Consider the following 21,667-nt stretch of genomic DNA (forward strand, 5'->3'; position numbering starts at 1 on the left):
GTGCACGACAATCCGCCGGGTGCCTTCCACGTCCCCTCCCGCCATCGCGCCCGCCCCCACCCACTACGAAAACTTTCCGGTCGCCTCATGGCTGTGCCCCCCACGCCTGCGGCCACCCATCGCAGCGATCTACGCGTTCGCGCGCACCGCGGATGACATCGCCGACGAAGGCGATGCCCCGGCCGACCAGCGCCTCGACGATCTGCGCGCCTTTCGCACCGAACTCGCGGCCGCGGCGCACGGCGCCCCGCCCTCGGCCCGCTGGCCGGCGGTCTTCGGCCCGCTCGCGCAGGCCATGCGCGACTTCGCCCTGCCCGAGCCGCTGCTGGCCGACCTGCTCTCCGCCTTCATGCAGGACATCGAGAAAACCCGGGATGCCACCGGCTATGCAGATCGCGCCGAACTGCTGGACTACTGCCGCCGCTCGGCCAATCCGGTCGGCCGGCTGCTGCTGCATCTCTACGGCGTCGACGACGCGCGATCGCTCGCATGCAGCGATGCCATCTGCAGCGCTCTGCAGCTCGTCAATTTCTGGCAGGACCTGAGCGTGGACCTGCCACGCGCCCGCTTCTACCTGCCCGCGGCCGAGCTGGCATCACACGGCCTGTCCCCCCAGGCGCTGCGAGACTTCAGGCCCTCGAGGCCCGCCGCGCCGCCGGCCGCCGCCCTCGCACTGGTCCGCAGCCTGGTGGCCTGGGCCCGCGCGCTGATGAACGAAGGCGCCCCGCTCGTGCACCGCCTGCCCGGCCGCGCCGGCTGGGAGCTGCGCCTCGTCGTGCAGGGCGGCCTGCGCATCCTCGACAAGATCGAGGCGCTGGGCTTCGACAGCTGGTCGCGGCGCCCGACCATCGGCAAGGCCGATGCGCCCGCTCTCGCCTGGCGTGCCCTGTGGATGCGGAGACAATCGCCCGCGATGACGAGTTCTCCACGATGACCCCCGAGCAGTACGTCCAGGACAAGGCCGCCGCCTCGGGCAGCAGCTTCTACTACGCCTTTCTCTTCCTGCCCCGGCCGCGACGCGCCGCGATCACGGCCTTCTATGCCTTCTGCCGCGAGATCGACGACGTGGTCGACGAAGTCAGCGACCCCGGCGTCGCCGCCACCAAGCTCGCCTGGTGGCGCAACGAGGTGCAGCAGGCCTTCGCCGGACGGCCGCAGCATCCGGTGATGCAGGCGCTGATGCCGCATGCCGGCACCTACGGCATCGAGGCGCGCCAGCTGCAGGAAGTGATCGACGGCTGCCAGATGGACCTGGAGCAGACCCGCTACCTCGACTTCGCCGGCCTGAAGCGCTACTGCCACCTGGTGGCCGGCGTGGTGGGTGAAGGCGCCGCGCGCATCTTCGGCCAGACCGAGGCGCAGACCACCACCTACGCGCACAAGCTGGGCCTGGCGCTGCAGCTCACCAACATCATCCGCGACGTCGGCGAGGACGCGCTGCGCGGGCGCATCTACCTGCCGGTCAACGAGCTGCAGCAGTACGACGTCAAGGCGCACGAGATCCTGAACCGCGTCCATTCCGAGCGCTTCGTCGCGCTCATGAAGTTCCAGGCCCGGCGCGCCCATGCGGCCTACGACGAAGCCCTGTCACTGCTGCCCGCGGCAGACCGGCGCGCGCAGAAGCCGGGACTCATGATGGCCAGCATCTACCGCACCCTGCTGCGCGAGATCGAGCGCGACGGCTTCCAGGTGCTGAACCAGCGCGTGAGCCTGACGCCGCTGCGCAAGCTCTGGCTCGCGTGGCGGGTGCAAGCCCTCGGCAAGTTATGACAGCCCGGCTTCTCGCGCGCTTCGCTCGTGTCGCTCCACCCCCCGAGGCGGAGGGACGGCCCGGCGGCGGCCGACTGTGACCCAGGCCATCGCCGTCATCGGTGCGGGCTGGGCCGGCCTGGCCTGTGCGGTCGAAGCCCGGCGCGCCGGCCATGCGGTGACGGTATTCGAGGCCGCGCGCACGCTCGGCGGCCGCGCCCGTGCCCTGCCCGCGCGGCTGCCGGACGGCACACCCATCCTGCTCGACAACGGCCAGCACATCCTGATCGGCGCCTACAGCGCCACACTGGGCCTGATGCGCGAGCTGGGCATCGACCCCGAAGCCGCACTGCGCCGGATGCCGCTGCAACTGCGCTTCGCCGAGGGCGGCGGCCTGCAAGTGCCGGCAGGCTGGCCGCCGCCGCTGGACCTGCTGGTGGGCATCCTCGGCGCGCGCGGCTGGTCGCTGCGCGACAAGGCCGCGCTGGTGTCGACCGCGCTGCGCTGGCGCCTCTCGGGTTTCCAGTGCGATCCGCTGGCCTCGGTCGATACCCTCTGCGCCACGCTCACCCCGCGCGTGCGACGCGAACTCGTCGAGCCGCTGTGCGTCTCGGCCCTCAACACGCCCGTGGCCCGCGCCAGCGGCCAGGTGTTCCTGCGCGTGCTCCACGACGCCCTGTTCACCGGGCGCGGCGGCGCTGATCTGCTGCTGCCGCGGGTCGACCTGGGCGCGTTGCTGCCCGATGCCGCGGGCCGCTGGCTCGCGCAGCACGGCACCGAGGTGGCGATGGGCCTGCGGGTGCAAGCCCTGTCGCGCACCCCCGCGGGCTGGCGGGTCGATGGCCAGCGCTTCGATCGCGTGGTGCTCGCCTGTCCGCCCTGGGAAGCCGCGCGCCTCGCCGCCGCGGTCGGCTTGCCCGAGACCGCCAACTGGGCGCAGACCGCGCAGGCGCTGCAGCACGAAGCCATCGCCACCGTCTACGCCACCGGCGGCACGCCGTTGCCCAGCCCGGTGCTGGCGATGCGCACCTCGCACGCCGCACCGGCCCAGTTCGTCTTCGACCGCGGCCAGCTCGGCGGCCCGGCGGGCCTGCTGGCCTTCGTGGTCAGCGCCAGCACGGAGGAACGCGAAGCGCTCGAGCAGCAGGTGCTGGCACAGGCGCGAGAGCAACTGGGCCAGACCGGTCTCGCGCCGCTGCTCACGGTGGTGGAGAAGCGCGCCACCTTCGCCTGCACGCCAGGCCTGGAGCGCCCGGCGGCCCGCATCGCCGCGGGCCTGGTCGCCTGCGGCGACTACGTGGACGGGCCGTACCCCGCCACGATCGAGGGCGCCGTGCGCAGTGGCAAGGCCGCGGGCGGATAGGCCGCCGGGGCGTGCTCGGCACGCACCCTGCGCGGGCGGGGGCCGGGCGCATTCCGACGCGGCGCGCCCTGCGCCTGCGCGTTCAGAACGCCCCCGACTCCAGCGCCGCGCACAACGCGCGCAGGTCCGGCACGATCAGATGCGGCCGCGCCCCTTCTTCCCAGGGCCGCTCGTCGCGCACCAGCCACGCGGCCTGCATGCCCGCGCCGAGCGCGCCCACCACGTCCAGCGCGGCGTCGTCGCCCACGTGGAGCACCTGCTCGGGCCGTTGCCCGACCGCGGCCGCGGCGGCGTGGAAGATGGCCGCGTGCGGCTTGCCGCTGCCGAACTCGCGGGCGCTGAAGGCGGCGCGGAACCAGCGGCCCACGCCGGTGAGCTCCACGCTCGCGTTGCCGTTGGAGACGGCGACCAGCGGATAGCGCTCGCTCAGCCATTGCAGGGCCGGCAGCGCGTCGTCGTAGAGCGTGACCCGCTGGCGCTCGGCGAAGAAGGCATCGAAGGCCGGATCGGCCAGCGCCGGGTCCTCGCCCGCGCGCCGCAGCGCGGTTCGGATCGACTCGCGGCGCAGCGCGCTCAGGTCGTGCGCGAGGTCGGAGCGCTCCTTTTCCGTGGCCTCGCGCAGTTCGCGCAGCACACCGGGCGCGACCAGCAGCTCCGCAGTCTTCGGTGCCTCGCGCACCAGCCAGTCGTGCAGCACGCGCTCGGCGCGCTCGATGGTGGGCCAGATGGGCCAGAGGGTGTCGTCCAGGTCGAGCGTGATCGCGGCGATGCGCTTCACGTCGAGCGCCTGGGTGTCGGGGGTCGCGGGGGCCATGGCCGAGAATAGCGCAATGCCTTTTCTTTCATCCGCTCCTGCCGCCGCGAACGACCGGGAGCGCATCGCCGTGCTCTGGTGCAACCTCGGCACCCCCGACGAACCCACCGCCGCCGCCGTGCGGCCCTTTCTCGCGGAATTCCTGGGCGATCCGCGCGTGGTCGAGATCCCCAAGGCCCTCTGGGCACCGATCCTGCACGGCATCATCCTGCGCACGCGGCCAGCCAAGTCCGCCGCCAAGTACGCCGGCATCTGGACGCCCGAGGGCTCGCCCCTGAAGGTCTGGACCCAGAAGCAGGCAAAGCTGCTGGCAGGCTGGCTGGGCGAGCGCGGCCACCGCGTGACAGTGCACGAAGCGATGCGTTACGGCCAGCCCTCCATCCCGGCCCAGCTCGACGCGCTGGCGGCCCAAGGCGTGACCCGCATCCTGGTGCTGCAGGCCTACCCGCAGTACTCGGGCACCACCACCGCGAGCGCGATCGACGCCGTCAATGCCTGGAGCGCACGCCGCCGCCGCGTGCCCGAGTTCCGCTTCGTCAACGACTACCACGACGACCCGCTCTACATCGAGGCCCTGGCCCGCAGCGTCGAAGCCCACTGGAAGCACGAAGGCCGGCCCGACCGGCTGCTGCTGAGCTACCACGGCATCCCCGAACGCAACATCCGGCTGGGCGACCCGTACCAGGACCAATGCCTCGCCAGTGCGAGCCTGCTGGCCGCACGGCTGGGACTGGCGCAGGCGCAGTACCAGGTCACTTTCCAGTCCCGCTTCGGCCGCGCCAAATGGCTGGAGCCCTACACCGAGCCGACGCTGCGCGCGCTCGGCGCCTCCGGCGTGGCCCGCGTGGACGTGATGTGCCCGGGCTTTCCGACCGACTGCCTGGAGACGCTGGAAGAGATCGCGATGGAAGGCCGCGACGCCTTCCTGCAATCCGGCGGCAAGGCCTTCCACTACATCCCCTGCCTGAACGACAGCCCGGACTGGATCGACGCGCTGTGCGCGCTGGCCGAGCGCCACCTGGCGGGCTGGCCCACGCGCGTAGCGGCTCAGAACCTGCCGAGGTAGTCGAGCTTGCCCACAGGCACGCCGCTGTGTCGCAACACGGCGTAAGCGGTGGTCACGTGGAAGAAGAAGTTCGGCAACGCGAACTGAAGCAGATAGCGCTGCGCCGTGAACTCGATCTGCGTGTCGCGCACCTTGAGCACGACGGGGCGGTTTTCGCCGCCATCGACCTGTGCGCGGTCGATCGACTTCAAGAATTCCACCGTCTTCGCGATACGCGCCTCCAGTTCCTCCCAGCGCGTCTCGCTGTCCTCGTAGCTCGGTGCCGAAATGCCGGCGATGCGTGCCGCGCCCAGCTTGGAGGCATCGCTGGCCCGCTGTACCTGCCCGGCCAGCGTGAGCATGTCCGGTGCGAGCCGCGCCTCGACCAGCGTGGCCGGGTCGAGGCCGGTTGACCGGGCGTGGGCCAGGCCCTTGTCGAGCACGTGGGACAGCTGGCCCAGCCCGCGCAGAAACACGGGCACCGAGATGTCGTAGAAGGAAAGCGCCATGAATAAAGTCTCCGGGTTGATCCGGCGACGGATTGTGGCGATCTGTTCGATCACGCGCCGGCCGCGCGCACAAAGGCCTCGATCGGCTCCAGGTGCGCCGGCACATTCAGCGCGGGCGCGTGCCCGCATCCGGGCACCTCGATGATCTGCAGTCGCCCGGCCGCGCCCGGGCCGCGTGCGCGCATCTCGATCAGGGTCTCGGGCAGCACCAGGTCGGAATCCGCGCCGCGCAGGCACAGCAGCGGCACCTCGATCGCGTCGTAGTGCGGCCACAGGTCGTAGTCATCCGGATGCACGATGAACTGCCGCACCATCGCCGGGTCGTAGTGCGGCGTCACGCGCCCGTCGGGCAGGCGCCGCGTGGAACTCTCCGTCAGCCGCCGCCATTGCGCATCGCTGAGCCAGCCGTAGGGTTGGTAGACGGTGCGGAAGAAGGCCTCCAGCTCCGTCACCGTTTCGAAGGCCGGCGGGTTGCCGGCGTAGGACCGGATGCGTGCCACCGCCGCATCGGCGATGCTCGGCGCGTTGTCGTTGAGCACGATGCTGGCGATGCGCGCCTTCATGCGCGGCTCGACCAGCCCACCTGCGCAAACCATCCCGATCGCCCCGCCCATCGAGGTGCCGACCCAGTGGACGCGCTCCAGGGCCAGCGCCTCGCACAAGCCCGCGGCCAGGCGCGCGTAGAAGCGCAGTTGGTACTCCTCGTCCGGCACCGGGCTCCATTGGCTCAGGCCGCGGCCCAGCGTGTCCGGGCAGATCACCCGAAAGCCTTGCCGCGCGAAATGCGCCGCCAGCTCGTCCATGTCGCGGCAGGTGCGGGCCAGCCCGTGCCAGGCGACGACCACGGGCCGGCCGGGCTCGCCCCAGTCCAGCCAATGGATCTCGCGGCCCGCGATGCGCAGGTAGTTCGAAGTCGGTGCATTCATTTCAGGGCTCCATGACGCTGCGCGTCCTCCACGACGCACGAAACACGCAGGCCGCGAAGCCGGCCCGTTCGGGAGCACCCGAGGAACCGGCTTTGCCGGGCCTCTGGGTGCGCCCCCGGGTGAGGGGGTTGGCGGACCACACGAAGTGGGGGAGCCTGGGGGAGAGCGTCATGTCACGGCCCTCGCGCGCAGGCGGCCGACGATGCCGGTCGGGAAGTAGTAGACGGACAGCACGAACAGCAGGCCCAGCCACAGCAGCCAGCGGTCGGGCGACAGCAGTGCCGCCAGCGCCGGCACGCCGCTCACGGCCTCGTTGCCCAGGCGCAGCAGGTCCTGCAGGTAGCTTTGCGCCACCACGAAGAGCGCGGCGCCGATGGCCGCGCCGTAGATCGTGCCCATCCCGCCGATCACCACGATCAGCAGCACGTCGATCATGATCTCGAAGGACAGCGAGGTGTCCGGCCCGTTGTAGCGCAGCCAGATCGCCAGCATCGCCCCGGCCAGCGTCGCGAACAGCGCCGACAGCACGGAGGCCGTGGTGCGATACACCACCACCCGGTAGCCGATCGCCTCGGCGCGGAACTCGTTCTCGCGGATCGCCTGCAGCACGCGGCCGAAGGGCGAGTTGACGATGCGCAGCAGCGCCAGCACCAGCACCACCGCGGCGACGAAGAGCAGGTAGTAGCACAGCAGCCGGCCGTCGAGCGACACGCCGAGGAAAGGCTCCTGCGCGAACTCGAAGCTCGGCGAGATCAGCTCCGGCAGCTTGAAGGTCAGCCCGTCCTCGCCGCCGGTGAAGTCCGACAGCTGCGAGGCCAGCGTCTGGAAGGCCGAGGCCACGGCGAGCGTGATCATCGCGAAGAAGATCGCCCGCACCCGCAGCGAGAACAGGCCGATCGCCAGCGACAGCAGCAGCGACACCACCAGCGCCACGCCCAGGCCCAGCAGCACCGCGCCCCACCCCGGCCCCAGCCGCGTGGCCGAGATCGCGATGCCGTAGGCGCCGATGCCGAAGAACATGGTGTGGGCGAAGCTCACGATGCCGGTGTAGCCCAGCAGCAGGTCGAAGCTCGCGACCAGCACGATGAACACCAGCACCTTGGCCGCCACGCTCAGCGCCTTGACGCCCGGGAAGATGAAGGGCGCGAAGGCCAGGGCGAAGAACAGGCCGATCAGCAGCACGGCCAGCACGCGGCTGCGCGGCAGGTCGTTGGACAGAAGTCGATTCAGCATTCGGCAGCCCTCACCTGCTGCCCGCCACGGGGTACACGCCCTGCGGGCGCCACAGCAGCACCGCCACCATCAGCGCGATGCTCGCGAACTGCGTGGCCACCGGCAGCAGAAAGCCGGTGTAGTTGGTCATGAGCCCCACCAGCAACGCGCCGATCAACGCGCCGGTGGTGGAGCCCAGGCCGCCGATGATGATCACGATGAAAATCAGCACGTTGACCTGCGCGCCCATCTGCGGGATCAGGTTCTGCTGGAACAGGCCCCACATCACGCCGCCCAGGCCGGCCAGCGCGCTGCCGACCACGAAGACGCCGACGAAGAGCTGACCGATGCGGTAGCCGAGCGACTCGACCATCTCGCGGTCCTGCACGCCGGCGCGGATCAGCAGGCCGATCTTGGTGCGGCCCAGCGTCCAGGCCAGCAGGCCGAAGACGAAGATGCCGACCGCCACCGCCAGCAGGCGGTACTTGCTGATCGCGGCATCGCCCACCAGCAGCGAGCCGCGCAAGCCATCCGGCAGCGGCAGCGGGAGCTGGCCCGGGCCCCAGATCACCTTGATCAGTTCCTCGCCGATGATCATGCCGCCCATGGTGATGAGGATCTGCTTCAGGTGCTGTCCATACACCGGCCGCACGATGAATCGCTCGAAAGCCAAACCGATCGCGCCGGCCACGAGCATCGCCACCAGCATGGCGGGGAACACGGCCACCAGGTTGTGCAGGATGGATTGCGAGCCGGTCCAGTCGCCCATCGCGCCGAGCACGGTGCTGGCGACGAAGGCGCCCAAGGCGATGAACACGCCATGGCCGAAGTTGAGCACGTCCATCAGCCCGAACACCAGCGTCAGGCCGGAGGCGATGATGAAGATGATCATGCCCATGGCCAGGCCGGCGACAGTGAGCGTGAGCCAAGTGGAGAAGGAGCCGGTCAGGGGCAGGGCGACGAGCGCCAGCACGGGTACCAGCACCAGGGGCTTCCAGTCGAGGTCGAATGTTTTCATGTCTTACTCCCTCTCCCTCTTGAAGAGGGCTGGGGTGAGGGCTCCGGGCGCTTGGTTTGGCATTGCGCTTGCCGCGGCGCAGGAGCCGGGAATTCGCCCCGGCGGGCGACTTACTTTTCTTGTCTCGCCAAGAAAAGTAAGCAAAAGAAGGCGACCCCGCTGCGCGCGTCCCTCCGCTTCGCTCCGGGCAACCTGCGGTGCTCGCACATCCGGCCCCGCCGCAGAACTCGCTGCGTTCACTTCGTTCACTACGCTCAAACAGCTGCGGCGAGTCAGTTCACGAAGCACGCCTGTCCTCCGGCAGGCGTGCGGGCCGGATGCACTGCGCTCCTCGGCACGCGCAGAGGGGATGGAACTCCAACGCGCCATGGCGCGTCCTTCCGTGGAATGCTGTAAGGCAGGGGCTGCAGCTCTGCGTGCACTTTGCGCAAGCTCACGGCCCCAATTGCTGCTGGTCTGCCTGGATGCTGCCAAAGCGCATGAGCATGAGCATGAGCATGCGCTCGATGCTGCGCGAAGCGAAGCGAGCCGACGTTCGCCGAGCGCAGCGATGGCCCGTCCCACTCCCCTCTGCGCGTGCCGAGGAGCGGAGCACAGCCGGCCGGCATGCCTGCCGAAGGACAGGCATGCTTCGTGAACTGACTCGCCGCATCTGTTTGAGCGCAGCGCCCGCAGGGCGCGTAGCGAGTTCTGCGGCGGGCCGGCTGTGCGAGCACCGCAGGTTGCCCGTAGCGAAGCGGAGGGACGCGCGCAGTGGGGTCGCCTTTCTTTGGTTACTTTCTTTGGCGAGACAAAGAAAGTGACTCGCCCGCCGGGGCGAATTCCCGGCTCCTGCGCCACCACTGCCGCAGCGCCAAACAAAAGGCCCGGAGCCCTCACCCCAACCCTCTTCCAGAGGGAGAGGGAGAGGGAGAAAGACAGTACCCTCATCACCCATCGGGCGCAAGACAGCGCGCTCACAGTGCCAATCCCAGCAGCGACTGCTGCAACTGCTCGTCGGCCGAGAACGCGGCCATGCTCCCGCTGTGCACCACGCGCCCGTTGTCCATCACCGCCACCGTGTCGCCCAGGCGCTGCGCGAAGTGGATGTTCTGCTCCACCAGCAGGATCGTCACGCCGCTCTTCTTGAGCTGGTCGAAGGCGTCGATCATGTTGTTGATGATCGCCGGTGCCAGGCCCTTGCTGGGTTCGTCCACGATCAGGAGTTCGCGCGGCTCGACGATCGCGCGCGAAACCGCCAGCATCTGCTTCTGCCCGCCCGACAGCTTGCCGGCCGGGTGGTTCCAGAATTTCTCGACGGCCGGGAAGAGCCCGAAGATCCACTTCAGGCGCGCTTCGTCCATCTGCTGCGCGTTCTTCGCGCCGCGCGCGGCCAGCAGCATGTTCTCCTTGACCGTGAGATCCGAGAAGATGCCCATGTTCTCCGGCACGTAGGCGATGCCCAGTTCCGCGATCTGCGGCGTGCGCAGCGCCGTGATGTCCTGGTCGCCGAAGCGCACCCGCCCTTGAGACGCATGCCACAGCCCCATGATCGTCCGCAGCGTGGTGGTCTTGCCCGCTCCATTGCGCCCCAGCAGCATCGTGAGCTGCCCCCGCGGCACCGCGAGATCCACGCCATGCAGGATGTGGTAAGCCCCGATGTGGGTGTGCACGCCTTCCAGCGTCAACAGGTTCTCGCCCATCAGGCCTTCTCCTTCGCGACGCCGAGATAAGCCTCCTGCACCACCGGCGAGGCGATCACCTTGGCGGGCTCGCCGTCGGCCACCAGTTGCCCGTTGTGCAGCACGATGATGCGGTCGGCCAGCTCGCGCACCACGTCCATCTTGTGCTCGACCAGCAGGATGGTCTTGCTGCGGTCCTTCTTCAGCGCGCGGATCAGGTCGAGGATGACCGGCGCCTCGGCCGCGTTCATGCCCGCCGTGGGCTCGTCGAACATGAAGACCTTGGGCTCCAGCGCCATCAGCAGCGCCACCTCCAGCTTGCGCTGGTCGCCGTGCGGCAGGCTGGCCACGGTGGCGTGTTCCTTCGCCTTCAGCGCCACGTCGGCCAGGATGCGGTCGGCCCGCTCCGTGAGCGTGCGATGGTCGCTCCAGATGCTCCACAGGTTCAGGCCGCGCCGGTGCGCGCCCTCCTTCGTGGCCTGCACCGCAAGCCGCACGTTCTCCAGCACCGTGAGGTGAGGGAACAGGTTCGTCAACTGGAAGGCCCGGCCCAGGCCCGCACGCGTGCGCGCGGAGGCGCTCAGGCCCGCCAGCGGCTGCCCGTCCAGCGACACCGTGCCGGCCGTCGCCTTGAGCTGTCCCGAGATCAGGTTGAAGTAGGTGGTCTTGCCCGCGCCGTTCGGACCCACGATCGCGGTCAGCGTGCCAGGTGCGAAGCTGCAGCTGACATCGTTGACGGCGACGTGGCCTCCGAAACGGACGGTGAGCCCGCGCGTTTCGAGCATCGGCGGGGTCTAGCGCTTGTTCTTGATGGGGATGTCCATCTCGGACGCCTTGATCTCGTGAACGAGCTCCGGCACGCCCCACGTGAAGGCCGGGTCGGCCTTGATCTTGAAGTGGTACATGCTCTGCAGCGCCTGATGGTCTTCCTTGCGGAAGGTCATCGTGCCCTTGGGCGTGTCGAAGCTCATGCCTTCCATCGTCGAGATGAGCTTGTTGGTGTTGGTGTCGCCCCCGGTCTTCTTGAGCGCCGTCACCACCGCCATCGCGGCGCTGAAGCCACCGGCGGTGAAGAAGTCCGGCGGCGTCTTGAACTCCTTGTAGTGGGCCGCGACCAGCGCCTCGTTCACCGGGTTCTTCGGGATGCCGAAGTAGTAGTAGGTCGCCCCTTCCATGCCCGGGAATTGCTTGTAGCTGGCCATGGCCGGCAGGATGTTGCCGCCGGTGGCGATCTCGATGCCGTAGCGCTTGAGATCCAGGTCGGCGATCTTGAAGGGGTTGCCCGCGCCGGCCCAGACGATCCAGATCACCTTGCGGCCAGGCAGGTCCTTGAGCTTGTCGATCAGGCGCTGCGCACCGGCGGTGAAGTCCGTGGTGTTCTGCGGCAGGTATTCCTCGTGGACGATCTTGGCCTTCTTCACCGCCTCCTTGAAGGCCTTCACGCCGTCACGGCCGAAGGCGTAGTCCTGGGCCAGCGTGGCGATGCTGACGCCCGGCTTGTCCAGCGCCACGGCATTGCTGATCGCGTCCTGGCTCGAATTGCGGCCGGTGCGGAAGATGTACTTGTTCCACTTGTCGCCGGTGATGGAGTCGGCCACCGCGGGTTCCACCAGCAGGATCTTCTTGTACTCCTCGGCCACCGGCAGCATGGCCAATGCCACGCCCGACGACGTGGGGCCGACCGCGAGCGCGGCCTTGTCGTCCGCATAGGCCGCGGCCAGCAGCGACTTGCCCAGGTCGGGCTTGCCCTGGTCGTCCTTCTCGATCACCACCAGCTTCTTGCCGTTGACGGCCATGCTGCCGCCGGTGGCGTAGTTCAGGCCCATCAGGAAGCCGGTCTGCGTCTGCTTGCCATAGGCCTCCAGCGGACCGGTCTTGCTGTAGATGTGGGCGATGCGGATCTCGTTGGACTGGGCCCAGGCGGGCGCGGTGCCCAGTGCGGCGATCGCCGCGAGGGCGACGAGATGGCGACGGTGCATTTCGATGTCTCCTGAGAATGGATGGCTGAATATTGCACAGTCCATGCCAGGCGGAAATCTGCGAATACCCCAGGACTTTCCCTCGCGATGGCAGCGACTAGCCTGGATTCGAGGCAGTTGGTGTGCCTGATATTCAGCCAGTTGTATAGGATTGGTTCAGGGTTTTCCTGAGCCTCGAAGCCAGAACCGTGAAGCGACCGCTGCACATCAACGCGGTGGCGTATCACGAAAAAGCGGGGCTTCACTGAGCCGCCGCTTTGCCATCAACGCTCCCGCAGACTGCGCCGGACGCCATCGAGCACGGGGTCGAACAGATAGCGCCATGCGCTGCGCTCTGCCGTCGGGATGAACACCTCGGTCTGCATGCCAGGCGCCAGCACCAGCGCCTGGCCGGCCAGCTCGCCGGCGGCCTGCAACGCCTCCGGACTCACGGTGACATGCGCCACGTAGTACGGCGCGGCCGTGTGGGGATCGGACAGGCGGTCGGCACCCAGGTAGCCGAGCCGTCCCTCGACCTGCGGCGTGGAGCGGGCACGGTACGCGGCGAGCATCACATGCGCGAGGCCCGCGCTCGCCTGCACGCGCTGCACGTCCCGGATGTCGGCCGGCGCGATGCGGGCCTCGATCACCAGTCCAGCGCCGGCCGGCACGATGTCCAGCACCGGCTCGCGCGGACCGATGGCGGCACCGACCGTGTGGGCCTTCAGGTCCACCACTTCTCCGGCGACCGGCGCCACGATTCGCTGCCGGCTCTGCGCATCGAGCGCCGGCCGCAGCGCCTGCTCGATCTGCGCAAGCTGGCCGGAGACCTCTTTCAACTCGTCCGCCGCCGCGCGCGCAAACTCGGTCTTCTGGGCCGCCAGCTTCAAACGGGTCTCCGCCTCCCTTTGGCGCGCCTGCGCCAGCTGGCTCCGGCTGGCCTGCATGCGCGCGCGGTAGTCCGCCACCACCCGTTGCAACTCGCTCAACCTGGCATCACTGATGAAGCCATCAGCCTTGAGCTTCTCGTTGGCCGCCAACTCGCGCCGGGCCAGGCCCAAGGCAGATTCGGTGGTGGCGATCAGTTCGTCCTGGCTGGCGGTCTCGCGCCGGATCTGCGACCACTGTTCACGCAGCCAGCGCGCCTGTTCGGCCTGCTGATGGGCACGGGCGGCGAACAGTCCCTGCTCGCGCCGGGCCAGCAAGGTCCACAGCGACATGTCGCGCGTCTCGCCGCTCGCCGGGGAGCGCTCGTGAAAGTCCTTGAACTTCGGCGCGAACGGAATGCCGGCGATCTCGGCTTCGAGCCGCTGAGCCTTGAGCGTACCCGCCATCCACTGCTCGAGCAGGGCCTGTGCCCCGGCGGCCACGCGCGCATCGGCCAGGGTGACGAGGACCTGGCCCTGCGCGACCCGATCGCCGTCTTTCACGTGGATGGCGGCGATGATGCCGCCCTCGGCATGCTGCACCGTCTTGCGATTGCCCACGGACTTGACGGTGCCCTCGGCGATCACCGCCGCGGCCAGCGGTGCCAGGGCGGCCCAGGCGCCCAGCGCCAGGGCACCGAGCAAGGTGCCACACAGGCCGGCGCGCCAGGCGCGGCGCATTTCCCGTTGCCATGGCGGCGCGGGCGCGGGCCCGGCATTCATGCCCTGCTCTCCTGCCTTGCCAGCATGGCCCGGTTGCGCCTGACCATCCATTGCCGCACCTGTTCGCGCGGGCCGAACTGCTCGACCGCGCCCTGGACCAGCACCAGCACATGGCTTGCCGACGCGATCAGGTGCGGGCGATGGGTGATGACCACGACGGTGCAGCCCCGCTCGCGCAAATCGTGCAGGCAACGCGCCAGGGCCTCCTCGCCATCCGCATCGAGATGGCTGTCGGGTTCGTCCAGAACGACGAGACGGGGCACGCCGGCGCCCGGCGTGGCATAGATCGCGCGGGCGAGCGCGATGCGCTGGCGCTGCCCGCCCGAAAGCAGTTGCGCGCCTGGCGCGCTGCCGAGGAGCGTGTCGTAGCCGCGGGGCAGCGCTGTGATCAGCGCATGCGCGCCGGCGCGCTGTGCGGCCTCGACCACCGCATCGCTTTGTTCGTTCGTGAGCGCCTCGGTCGGCTGCCACAGGCGCGCAATGTTGTGCGCCACGCTGCCGTCATGCAACTGCACATCCTGCGGCAGGTAACCGGTCGCCCATCCGCGGGCCCGTGCGCTGTATTGACGCAGCGCGGCGCCGTCCAGCGACACCTCGCCGTGGGTCGGAACCTGCACGCCCGCCAGCACGCGCGCCAGTGTGCTCTTGCCGCTGCCGCTGTGACCGAGTACGGCCAGCAGCGCGCCCGCAGGCAATGTGAGACTGAGGCCGTGCAGGATTGCGCCGCGGTCCGGCGAGAGCGCCACACCCACGTCCACCAGCCGCAGTTCGCCCTTGGCGGGTGGCAGGACGGTCTCCGGCCACAGCCTGCCGACATCGGCCTTGGACGCGAAGGCGTGGCGCAGCCGAAGCAGCGCCTTGCGGGCTTCCAGTTGCTGCTTCCAGCCGCCGATCAGTACTTCGATCGGCATCAGGGCCTTGCCCAGCAGAATGCTGCCGGCGATCATCACGCCGCCGGTGGCATGACCCTGAAGGACCAGCCAGGCACCGATGGCAAGCACGCCCAGTTGCAACACCTGACGTAGCAGCTTGCCCCAGCCCTTGAGGCTGTGCCCCTGCAGATCGGCAGCCAGTTGCGCGCCGGCCGCCCTGTCTCTGATGGCCAGCCATGCCGCGCCCATCTGGTCTTGCTGCCCATGGGCTTGCAGGACTTCGGCAAAGGCGGCGATCTCGCCGGAGCTGCGCTGCGCCTGCAGTTGGGAATCCTCGGCCGACGCCACGGTGGCCCGCAATCGCCATTCGGTCAGCCATGCCAGTCCGACGAGCATCAGCACGCCGCACAGGGCTACCGCCCCCAGCAGCGGATGAAAGGCCGCGATGACGAGCAGGTAGACCAGGCACCAGGGCAGATCGATGACCGCCAGCAGCGCCGGGCCGCCGGTGAATTTCCGCAGCGCGGCCATGTCGCGCCACAACTGCTGGATCGCCGCGCCCGCCTGCAGGGCCGGGAGATGAAGCATCAGCGGCACCAGGTCATGCGCGAGCTGCGCCTCCATCTCCGCCGCGCGCGCCGCGTGCCAGCGCACGCGCGACGTGTCGACGATCCACCATGCCGCGAGCGACAGGACGGCGGCGGCCAGCAGCATGAGCAGGGTTTCGCTGCGCCGGCTGGTCAGCACACGGTCGTAGATCTGCAGCGTGACGAGCGTCGGGATCAGCAGCAGCAGGTGAACGACCGAGCTGCCGACGAAGGCCCCGAAGATCTCTGCGGATGAATACCGGCGCACCTCAGCCCCAAGGCTCCGGCTCCGGAATCCGCACCTCCACCTCCAGATCCCACTCCGGAACCGGTGGAGGCGCCTGAAAGTCCGACGGCGGGAAGAAAGTCGGGAAAGGCGAAGGCAGGAAAGGATTGAGTGGCGCCAGGGCCGGCAGGACGAGGAAGGGCAAAGCAGGCGCCGGGCCGATGGCGGGCGGCAGCGGCGCCGGCAACGGCGCACCAGGCCAATAAGCGCTTGCCTCCCTGGAGATCAGCAAGCCCTGCGGGTTGAACCGCGAAATGACCTGGTAGCCGGGCGTCACGCTGTAGTCGAGCCACGTCCGGCTGCCGTCGTCGTGGTACACGTTGGCCATGGTTTCGTGGCCGAACACGTCGAAATCGTGTTCGACCCGGTTCCAGTACTGCGAGTCGTCCTGGTCATCGTCGTAGCGCTTGCGGCGGCCATCGTCGAAGAACAGGTTGGCTTCGTCTTCACGCCCCGCCGCATCGAAGCGGGACTCGACCCGGCTCCAGGGCTGCGAGCCATCCTGGTCGTAGTCGAACCAGTTGCGGCTGCCGTCGTCCATGTACAGGTTGGCATGCGCTTCGCGGCCCTGGGCATCGAAGTGCGAGACCAGCGTGCTCCAGCTTTGGCTGTTGTCCTGATCGTCGTCGTACCAGTCCCGGCTGCCGTCGTCCTGGTACACGTTGGCATAGTCCCGGCGGCCCGACGCATCGAAATGCGACAGCACCGTGCTCCAGGCTTGGCTGCCGTCCTGGTCGTAGTCGGTCCAGTCCCGGCTCCCGTCGTCCAGGGTGACGGAGCGCCAGTCTTCGCGTCCTCCCGCGTCGACGCGGTTCTGCCAGATGCTGTCACCGCGCGTGTTGGCCTGGTCGTAATCGGTCCAATCGCGGCTGCCGTCGTCCAGGGTGACGGAACGCCAGTCCTCGCGCCCTGCCGCATCCACGCGGTTCTGCCAGATGCTGTCGCCGCGCGTGTTGGCCTGGTCGTAGTCGGTCCATTCATGGCTGCCGTCGTCCTGTTCGACCGAGACCCAGTCCGTGCGGCCCTGCGCATCGGTATGGGTTCGCGAGACGCTGTCGCTGCGGATGTTGGCCTGGTCGTAGTCGGTCCAGTCGCTGCTGCCGTCATCGAGCCGCGCGTCGACGAGGTCGATGCGGCCTTCGAGGTCGTAGATCGTGGTTCGCGTGCCATAGTCGGCGTTGTTGCGGGCGCCGTCGGTTTCGGTCACCCGCGAGACCATTCCCGATGCCGTGTACTGCACTTCCATCGTGTCGCCGCGCAGCGGGCCGGCATAGGTGACCTCCTCGACGATCGATCCATCAGGTTCGATGTGAAGTTCGGAATTGCTCCAGTCCGATGACCTTGAAACCTGAGACTGGAAGCCTTGAAGAAGCGACTGCAGTGGGCCTTGGAATGGCGGCGGCTGGACTGTGAAGAGCTCGGGATGCGACTGCTTGTACTCGTAGGCGGGGGTGCCAGGGGTCGTGAGCGGGTCTGTCAGCGCGTCAGAGGGCCACCGTCGACCATCGGCGTCGGTGACGAAAAGCGCTCTGCGCTCGTCGGCGGGAATCAGGTTGATGGGCAGCGATGTGCGCGATGTGGTGAGGTCGGTCACGCCACCGGCTTTGAGCACGGCTTGGACGAAGGTCACGCAGTTCTCGCCGCCCAGGGTGGCGAGGCCGTTGTAGGTGTGATCGGCGAAACGCCAATCAGAGACGGCTTGCGTCATGGCATCGTGTTGCGCACTGTCGATTGCAATCGACCTGCCCCAGCCTACGTCATCAATAAACCCGGCATGGCTGTTGTTCCGGTCACCGCGCGCATGCGTCGTCAGACCCTCGCCCACTTTCCCGGGGCCATGTGGATCGCCGGGCGTGCTGGGTGCGAAGCCGTAGTAGTCGATACGCCCCTGCCCGTCATCAAGCTTGATGAAGGCGTGCGGCGTGCCGACGTTGTCGACATAGACCGTAATACTTGGTTGTCCCATGATGCGCTCCTCTCTAATGGGCTGTTTGGGATGACGGGAATCGCGAAACGGCTATTCGATTGCTCGTGAATTGAAGAAGGGACGATCAATGAGGATGTGTGGCTTCAAAAAGTCAAGCTCCTTCGCATCCCGCAACACAGCGACTCGAAGCCGATAGATGCCACGGCGCTGGTTTGAAAAGCCCGACAACGTACGAGTAATTGCACTTCCGCTATAGGTTCCACCACCACGCTGGGCCAGGTTGTCGCGCTCATGTTGTGCGGCGATGCTGCCGTCGTCTCTCAGCAACTCCCATCGCAGATGAAAACCTGGCGTGGCGTTCCTGCATGTCCGAGGCCGCATTCCTTCGTCCGGGCCATTGGTCCAGCACGTATCGGATCCGCCATCGCGCCTTTGCTGCACAGTAAGACTGCTGTCCGCAGCGACAAACCCCAGTGAGACAGTCCATCGTTCACCAGGCCCTTTGATCTCAAATGGTTGCGTCGTATGGCGGTACTCCTTGCGCAATTCAATGGGCTCGGCCAGCAGCGCCGACGGAAAGTGCTTCGCCACCGGCACCGGGTTGCCCGGCGTGGTGAGGACCTTCGGTGGAATGACCCAGCAGCCGGGAAGCGCCAGGATCGAGGCACACAGCGCGAGCGCTGCAGTTGCGCGAAGCCAATGGCTGAGCACGATGATCGGTTGTCCCATGATGTCTTTCTCTTCGGTGAGGTCGTGGAGATGCTCGAAAGCTGATCCGCTATCCGTTCGTTCTCGCATCGAAGAAGGGCCGATCGAGAAGAATGTGCGGCTTCAAGAAATCGAGTTCCTTCGCATCTCGCATCACGGTGATGCGCAAGCGGTACACGCCGGGCCGTTGATCGCGAAACCCGGACAGGGTGCGCGTGATGGCCTCCGTGCCGTAGGTTCCTCCCGCGCCTCGAACCAGGTTGTCTCTCGCGTGTCGCACTGCGACGGTTCCATCGTCCCTCAGCAGTTCCCATTGCACGTGAAAGCCGGGCGTCGCGTTGGTGCAAGCCTCGAAGTGCATCCCCTCGTCGGGGCCGTCCGTCCAGCAGATGTCGGAGCCTCCGTTCATCTTTCGGTCGCGGCTCAAGGCCACATCGCTTCTCACGAACCCGAGCGCGACCGCCCACCGTTCGTTGCCCTCCTTGATCGTGAAGGGCTGCGTCGTGTGGATGTGCCCCTTGCGCAGCCGGATGGGCTCCGCCAGGCGCGCCGACGGAAAGTACTGCGCCACCGGAAGCGGATGGCCCGGCACGGTCAGCACCCTGGGCGTGAGGAACCAGCACCCTGCAAGGGCCAGGGCGAAGGCCACTGCCGCAGCGGCCGAGGCTGCTCGAATCCTGCGGTCGATCGCGCCGCCCGCCTTTCTCATGAAGTCCTCCTTGTGTCTCGATCCGATGCGCCGACGCGACTGCGTTCGCGCCGAATCCAACTGCGCGAATGGTCCCTGGTTCTCCGCCGGGCGCATAGATGACAAATGTCCCTCCTACTTCAGCAAGGCAATGAGCTCCGTCCTCTTGCGCACACCCACGCTCGCGTAGACCTTCGCCAGCTGATTGCGAACGCTCTTCTCGGTGATCCCGATCGCCAGCGCGATGGCCTTGTTGCTCTTGCCGGCAGCCAGCTGCCGCACGATGTCTCTCTGCCTCGGCGTCAACCCCTCGAGCCCGCCTGCGGCCGTGTTCCGCGTCAGCGCGATGTGCGACAGCATCAGGTCATTGAGCACCGGTGCGATCAGTGTCAGCGCTTCGAGGTGCCAGTCGCCCAGCGGCTCCCTCACCCCGGCGAATCCGAAGTAGGTGCCCGCGCTGGCCTTGATGTTGAGCACGCCGTGCCCGGCCACGTTGCCGAGGCCGAAGCGAGCGATCTCGTCGAGTTCGAAGGCGCTGGCGTGCGGCGGCGGATTCTTCGGGTCGATGTGGAAAGGCCGGCGGGCGCCGAACCACCACCTCAACGATCCGCGCTGGCTCAGCTCGAAGGTGGTCGAGATCTGGCGCAGGTAGGCCTCGTCGTGGCCTGCGGCGAGCATGTGCGTGACCGCCAGTTGCCCCGCCACCAGTTCGCCGTGCCCGAGCACGACGCCTTTGAAGGGAAAGAACTTCCGCAGCGGCCCTTCGAGCCACGCGATCAGGCTGCCGGCGGAGGCGAGCGGATGGGTGACGGCGGCAACCCAGGCATCCAGATCAGTCCTGGTGAGATGCTTCATTCTTCGACTCCCCCGTTCCCAGCCTCGGTGACGCAACCGGGCGAGATTCTGAGGGAAAGTTCACACCAGGAATCTGGTGAATTCTGACGAACAGGAACTGGCGCGCGAAGTCATGCCATCGACCGACCGACCCCGGGTCGGGGCAGGCACGGGTCGGCGCACCCAACGCGGACTCGTCGGGCCGTCGAGGTCAGTTCATCCCGCGCCGTCCAGCCGTTCGTAGAGCGTCGCCCGCGAGATCTTCAGGAGCCGCGAGGCCGCCAGCTTGTTGCCGCCGGTGGCCGCCATCGCCGCGGCGATGGCCTTGCGCTCCAGCTCGGCGACCTGCTCCGCCAGCGGGCGCAGCAACTGCGCCTTGTCGTCGGCCGATGCGCCAGGCGCCGGCTGCAGCGGATCGGGCGCGGCGATCTTCTCCTGCCCCGTCTCGCGCAGGATGCGCTCCAGCTGCGCCGCGTCGATGCGCAGCGAGTCGCTTCGCATGGTCACCTGCTCCAGCACGTTGCGCAGCTCGCGGATGTTGCCGCGCCAGTGCTGCGCGGCCAGCAGCGCCAGCGCGTCGGGCATCAGCTCGGGCGGAGCTTCGCCGCTGCGCAGGGCCATGTCTTCGCCCAGGGCTTCCACCAGCGCCGGGATGTCGGCACGCCGCTCGCGCAGCGGCGGCACGCGCACCGGCAGCACGTTGAGTCGGTAGTACAGGTCCTCGCGGAAGCGACCCTCGCGCACCAGCGCCGGCAGGTCGCGCGAGGTGGCGGCGATGACGCGTGCGTCGAAGGGCACCAGCTTGTTGGAGCCCAGCGGCTCGATCTCGCCTTCCTGCAGCGCGCGCAGCAGCTTGGCCTGCAGGGGCAGCGGCATGTCGCCGATCTCGTCGAGGAAGAGCGTGCCGCCGTCGGCCAGCTTGAACTTGCCTTCGCGTGCCCGGCGGTCGGCGCCGGTGTAGGCACCGGGGGCGACGCCGAAGAACTCCGCCTCCAGCAGCGTGTCCGGCACGGCCGCGATGTTGACGCTGACGAAGGCGTTGCGCGCGCGTGCCGAGGCGGCATGGATCGCATGCGCCAGCAGCTCCTTGCCGGTGCCGGTCTCGCCCAGCAGCAGCACCGGGCTGGAGGACTGCGCCGCGCGCCGCGCATGCCGCTTCACCTCGACCGCGGCCGGGCTCGATCCGATGAAGCTGGCGAAGGTGTACTTGGAGCGCCGCTGCCCCTCGGCCGACTGCTGCCAGATCGGGTTGTTGCGCTGGCTCGCCAGCTCGCGGCGGGCGTCGTCCAGGTCACGCTGCAGCAGTGCGAACTTGCTGATCAGCGGCTGCAGCGTCGTCTCCGGATGGTCGAAGAGCACGATGCCGATGGCGCCGATCACCTCGCCCACCGCCCCGCCCTCGCGCTCCTCGCGCAGCGGGATGCGGCTGACAACGAAGGTGCCGGCCTTGTTGGTAAGCAGGTCGATCAGCACCGGCTCGCCGGTCTCCAGCACCCGCCGCATGAGCGTGTTGGGGATCACGTCCTCCACCGGGTGGCCGAGGAACTGGTCGATGGAAGAGAAGCCCAGCGCCGGCAGGAAGCGGCGGTAGCCCTCGTTCACCCAGACGATGCGGCCGCCGCGGTCGACCAGGAACATGCCCTGGCTCATGCTGGAGAACAGGTGGAACATCGAGCGCGCGGCGAGGGCGAGGATGCCTTCGGCTTCGAGTGGGAGCGTGGACGCGGCCGAGGAATCGGTGGATATGGACATCGATGGCAGGGAGTTTCCCTTGGGTCGTCGTATCTGGCGAATTGTGGTGGAACTGTAGCGTCGCCTTGGTTACCGACCAGGCGGCGGCGAGCCAACGCAGTGACCAGAC

General features: G+C 68.3%; 19 protein-coding genes. 4 read left to right on the forward strand and 15 right to left on the reverse strand.

The window, feature by feature from the left end; all coding sequences use genetic code 11:
• Nucleotides 1-19 precede the first annotated feature (19 nt).
• The 3 genes from hpnC (at nt 20) to hpnE (ending at nt 3,112) form a co-directional block, all read left to right on the forward strand.
• A complete protein-coding gene (hpnC, locus tag ABEA07_RS05950) occupies nt 20-934 on the forward strand; it encodes a squalene synthase HpnC (RefSeq protein WP_345536508.1) in 915 nt (304 codons plus the stop codon).
• Nucleotides 931-1,770: a presqualene diphosphate synthase HpnD gene (hpnD, locus tag ABEA07_RS05955; protein WP_345536510.1), complete on the forward strand. Its 840-nt coding sequence runs from the start codon at nt 931-933 to the stop codon at nt 1,768-1,770. Before hpnC ends, hpnD begins: the two co-directional genes overlap by 4 nt.
• Before the next feature lie 76 nt (nt 1,771-1,846).
• The gene (gene hpnE / locus ABEA07_RS05960; RefSeq protein ID WP_345536512.1) at nt 1,847-3,112 is read left to right on the forward strand and encodes a hydroxysqualene dehydroxylase HpnE; all 1,266 of its coding nucleotides are present in this window, start codon (nt 1,847-1,849) and stop codon (nt 3,110-3,112) included.
• Nucleotides 3,113-3,194: 82 nt separating this feature from the next.
• Here the strand turns inward: hpnE and ABEA07_RS05965 are convergent, their stop codons facing one another.
• Nucleotides 3,195-3,926 (reverse strand): HAD family hydrolase, encoded by a 732-nt coding sequence (locus tag ABEA07_RS05965; RefSeq protein WP_345536513.1) that lies wholly within the window; start codon nt 3,924-3,926, stop codon nt 3,195-3,197.
• 16 nt (nt 3,927-3,942) lie between these two features.
• Between ABEA07_RS05965 and hemH the strand changes: the two genes are divergently transcribed.
• On the forward strand, nt 3,943-4,992 hold the full coding sequence (hemH, locus tag ABEA07_RS05970) for a ferrochelatase (protein ID WP_345536514.1): 1,050 nt from the start codon (nt 3,943-3,945) through the stop codon (nt 4,990-4,992).
• Here the strand turns inward: hemH and ABEA07_RS05975 are convergent.
• The 14 genes from ABEA07_RS05975 to ABEA07_RS06040 form a co-directional block, all read right to left on the reverse strand.
• On the reverse strand, nt 4,974-5,480 hold the full coding sequence (locus ABEA07_RS05975; protein ID WP_345536515.1) for a DUF1993 domain-containing protein: 507 nt from the start codon (nt 5,478-5,480) through the stop codon (nt 4,974-4,976). The two genes, hemH and ABEA07_RS05975, sit on opposite strands and share 19 nt — an antisense overlap.
• A gap of 50 nt (nt 5,481-5,530) precedes the next feature.
• Nucleotides 5,531-6,406: an alpha/beta fold hydrolase gene (locus tag ABEA07_RS05980; RefSeq protein ID WP_345536516.1), complete on the reverse strand. Its 876-nt coding sequence runs from the start codon at nt 6,404-6,406 to the stop codon at nt 5,531-5,533.
• Nucleotides 6,407-6,574: 168 nt separating this feature from the next.
• A complete protein-coding gene (locus ABEA07_RS05985) occupies nt 6,575-7,639 on the reverse strand; it encodes a branched-chain amino acid ABC transporter permease (RefSeq protein ID WP_345536517.1) in 1,065 nt (354 codons plus the stop codon).
• Between the two features lie 10 nt (nt 7,640-7,649).
• Entirely contained in the window at nt 7,650-8,636 is a 987-nt protein-coding gene (locus ABEA07_RS05990) for a branched-chain amino acid ABC transporter permease (protein ID WP_345536519.1), read from the reverse strand.
• A 956-nt stretch (nt 8,637-9,592) separates the two neighbouring features.
• Nucleotides 9,593-10,321, reverse strand: coding sequence for an ABC transporter ATP-binding protein (locus ABEA07_RS05995; RefSeq protein WP_345536591.1), 729 nt, complete (start codon nt 10,319-10,321; stop codon nt 9,593-9,595).
• On the reverse strand, nt 10,318-11,082 hold the full coding sequence (locus tag ABEA07_RS06000) for an ABC transporter ATP-binding protein (RefSeq protein ID WP_345536520.1): 765 nt from the start codon (nt 11,080-11,082) through the stop codon (nt 10,318-10,320). The genes ABEA07_RS05995 and ABEA07_RS06000 overlap by 4 nt, the downstream gene beginning before the upstream one ends.
• Nucleotides 11,083-11,091: 9 nt before the next feature.
• On the reverse strand, nt 11,092-12,276 hold the full coding sequence (locus tag ABEA07_RS06005; RefSeq protein ID WP_345536521.1) for a substrate-binding domain-containing protein: 1,185 nt from the start codon (nt 12,274-12,276) through the stop codon (nt 11,092-11,094).
• 263 nt (nt 12,277-12,539) lie between these two features.
• Nucleotides 12,540-13,904 (reverse strand): HlyD family type I secretion periplasmic adaptor subunit, encoded by a 1,365-nt coding sequence (locus ABEA07_RS06010; protein WP_345536522.1) that lies wholly within the window; start codon nt 13,902-13,904, stop codon nt 12,540-12,542.
• Nucleotides 13,901-15,490 carry a type I secretion system permease/ATPase gene (locus ABEA07_RS06015; RefSeq protein ID WP_345536523.1) on the reverse strand — a complete coding sequence of 530 codons (1,590 nt, stop codon included), beginning with the start codon at nt 15,488-15,490 and terminating at the stop codon, nt 13,901-13,903. The genes ABEA07_RS06010 and ABEA07_RS06015 overlap by 4 nt, the downstream gene beginning before the upstream one ends.
• A gap of 142 nt (nt 15,491-15,632) precedes the next feature.
• Nucleotides 15,633-17,615: a hypothetical protein gene (locus ABEA07_RS06020; RefSeq protein WP_345536525.1), complete on the reverse strand. Its 1,983-nt coding sequence runs from the start codon at nt 17,613-17,615 to the stop codon at nt 15,633-15,635.
• Nucleotides 17,616-17,666: 51 nt separating this feature from the next.
• A complete protein-coding gene (locus ABEA07_RS06025) occupies nt 17,667-18,305 on the reverse strand; it encodes a hypothetical protein (protein WP_345536526.1) in 639 nt (212 codons plus the stop codon).
• A gap of 49 nt (nt 18,306-18,354) precedes the next feature.
• Nucleotides 18,355-18,993 carry a hypothetical protein gene (locus ABEA07_RS06030; RefSeq protein WP_345536528.1) on the reverse strand — a complete coding sequence of 213 codons (639 nt, stop codon included), beginning with the start codon at nt 18,991-18,993 and terminating at the stop codon, nt 18,355-18,357.
• Nucleotides 18,994-19,107: 114 nt separating this feature from the next.
• Entirely contained in the window at nt 19,108-19,827 is a 720-nt protein-coding gene (locus tag ABEA07_RS06035) for a helix-turn-helix transcriptional regulator (protein WP_345536530.1), read from the reverse strand.
• Nucleotides 19,828-20,022: 195 nt separating this feature from the next.
• Nucleotides 20,023-21,558 carry a sigma-54 interaction domain-containing protein gene (locus tag ABEA07_RS06040; RefSeq protein ID WP_345536531.1) on the reverse strand — a complete coding sequence of 512 codons (1,536 nt, stop codon included), beginning with the start codon at nt 21,556-21,558 and terminating at the stop codon, nt 20,023-20,025.
• Between the last annotated feature and the right edge of the window lie 109 nt (nt 21,559-21,667).

The organism is Variovorax defluvii (genome assembly GCF_039541515.1).
In the GTDB taxonomy this organism is placed as follows: domain Bacteria; phylum Pseudomonadota; class Gammaproteobacteria; order Burkholderiales; family Burkholderiaceae_C; genus Variovorax; species Variovorax defluvii.

Coding starts and splice junctions, on each gene's coding strand:
- hpnD (WP_345536510.1), top strand. CDS start 931: ATGACCCCCGAGCAGTACGTCCAGGACAAGGCCGCCGCCTCGGGCAGC.
- ABEA07_RS05965 (WP_345536513.1), bottom strand. CDS start 3,926: ATGGCCCCCGCGACCCCCGACACCCAGGCGCTCGACGTGAAGCGCATC.
- hemH (WP_345536514.1), top strand. CDS start 3,943: ATGCCTTTTCTTTCATCCGCTCCTGCCGCCGCGAACGACCGGGAGCGC.
- ABEA07_RS05975 (WP_345536515.1), bottom strand. CDS start 5,480: ATGGCGCTTTCCTTCTACGACATCTCGGTGCCCGTGTTTCTGCGCGGG.
- ABEA07_RS05980 (WP_345536516.1), bottom strand. CDS start 6,406: ATGAATGCACCGACTTCGAACTACCTGCGCATCGCGGGCCGCGAGATC.
- ABEA07_RS05985 (WP_345536517.1), bottom strand. CDS start 7,639: ATGCTGAATCGACTTCTGTCCAACGACCTGCCGCGCAGCCGCGTGCTG.
- ABEA07_RS05990 (WP_345536519.1), bottom strand. CDS start 8,636: ATGAAAACATTCGACCTCGACTGGAAGCCCCTGGTGCTGGTACCCGTG.
- ABEA07_RS06000 (WP_345536520.1), bottom strand. CDS start 11,082: ATGCTCGAAACGCGCGGGCTCACCGTCCGTTTCGGAGGCCACGTCGCC.
- ABEA07_RS06005 (WP_345536521.1), bottom strand. CDS start 12,276: ATGCACCGTCGCCATCTCGTCGCCCTCGCGGCGATCGCCGCACTGGGC.
- ABEA07_RS06010 (WP_345536522.1), bottom strand. CDS start 13,904: ATGAATGCCGGGCCCGCGCCCGCGCCGCCATGGCAACGGGAAATGCGC.
- ABEA07_RS06015 (WP_345536523.1), bottom strand. CDS start 15,490: ATGCTGCTGGCCGCCGCCGTCCTGTCGCTCGCGGCATGGTGGATCGTC.
- ABEA07_RS06020 (WP_345536525.1), bottom strand. CDS start 17,615: ATGGGACAACCAAGTATTACGGTCTATGTCGACAACGTCGGCACGCCG.
- ABEA07_RS06025 (WP_345536526.1), bottom strand. CDS start 18,305: ATGGGACAACCGATCATCGTGCTCAGCCATTGGCTTCGCGCAACTGCA.
- ABEA07_RS06030 (WP_345536528.1), bottom strand. CDS start 18,993: ATGAGAAAGGCGGGCGGCGCGATCGACCGCAGGATTCGAGCAGCCTCG.
- ABEA07_RS06035 (WP_345536530.1), bottom strand. CDS start 19,827: ATGAAGCATCTCACCAGGACTGATCTGGATGCCTGGGTTGCCGCCGTC.
- ABEA07_RS06040 (WP_345536531.1), bottom strand. CDS start 21,558: ATGTCCATATCCACCGATTCCTCGGCCGCGTCCACGCTCCCACTCGAA.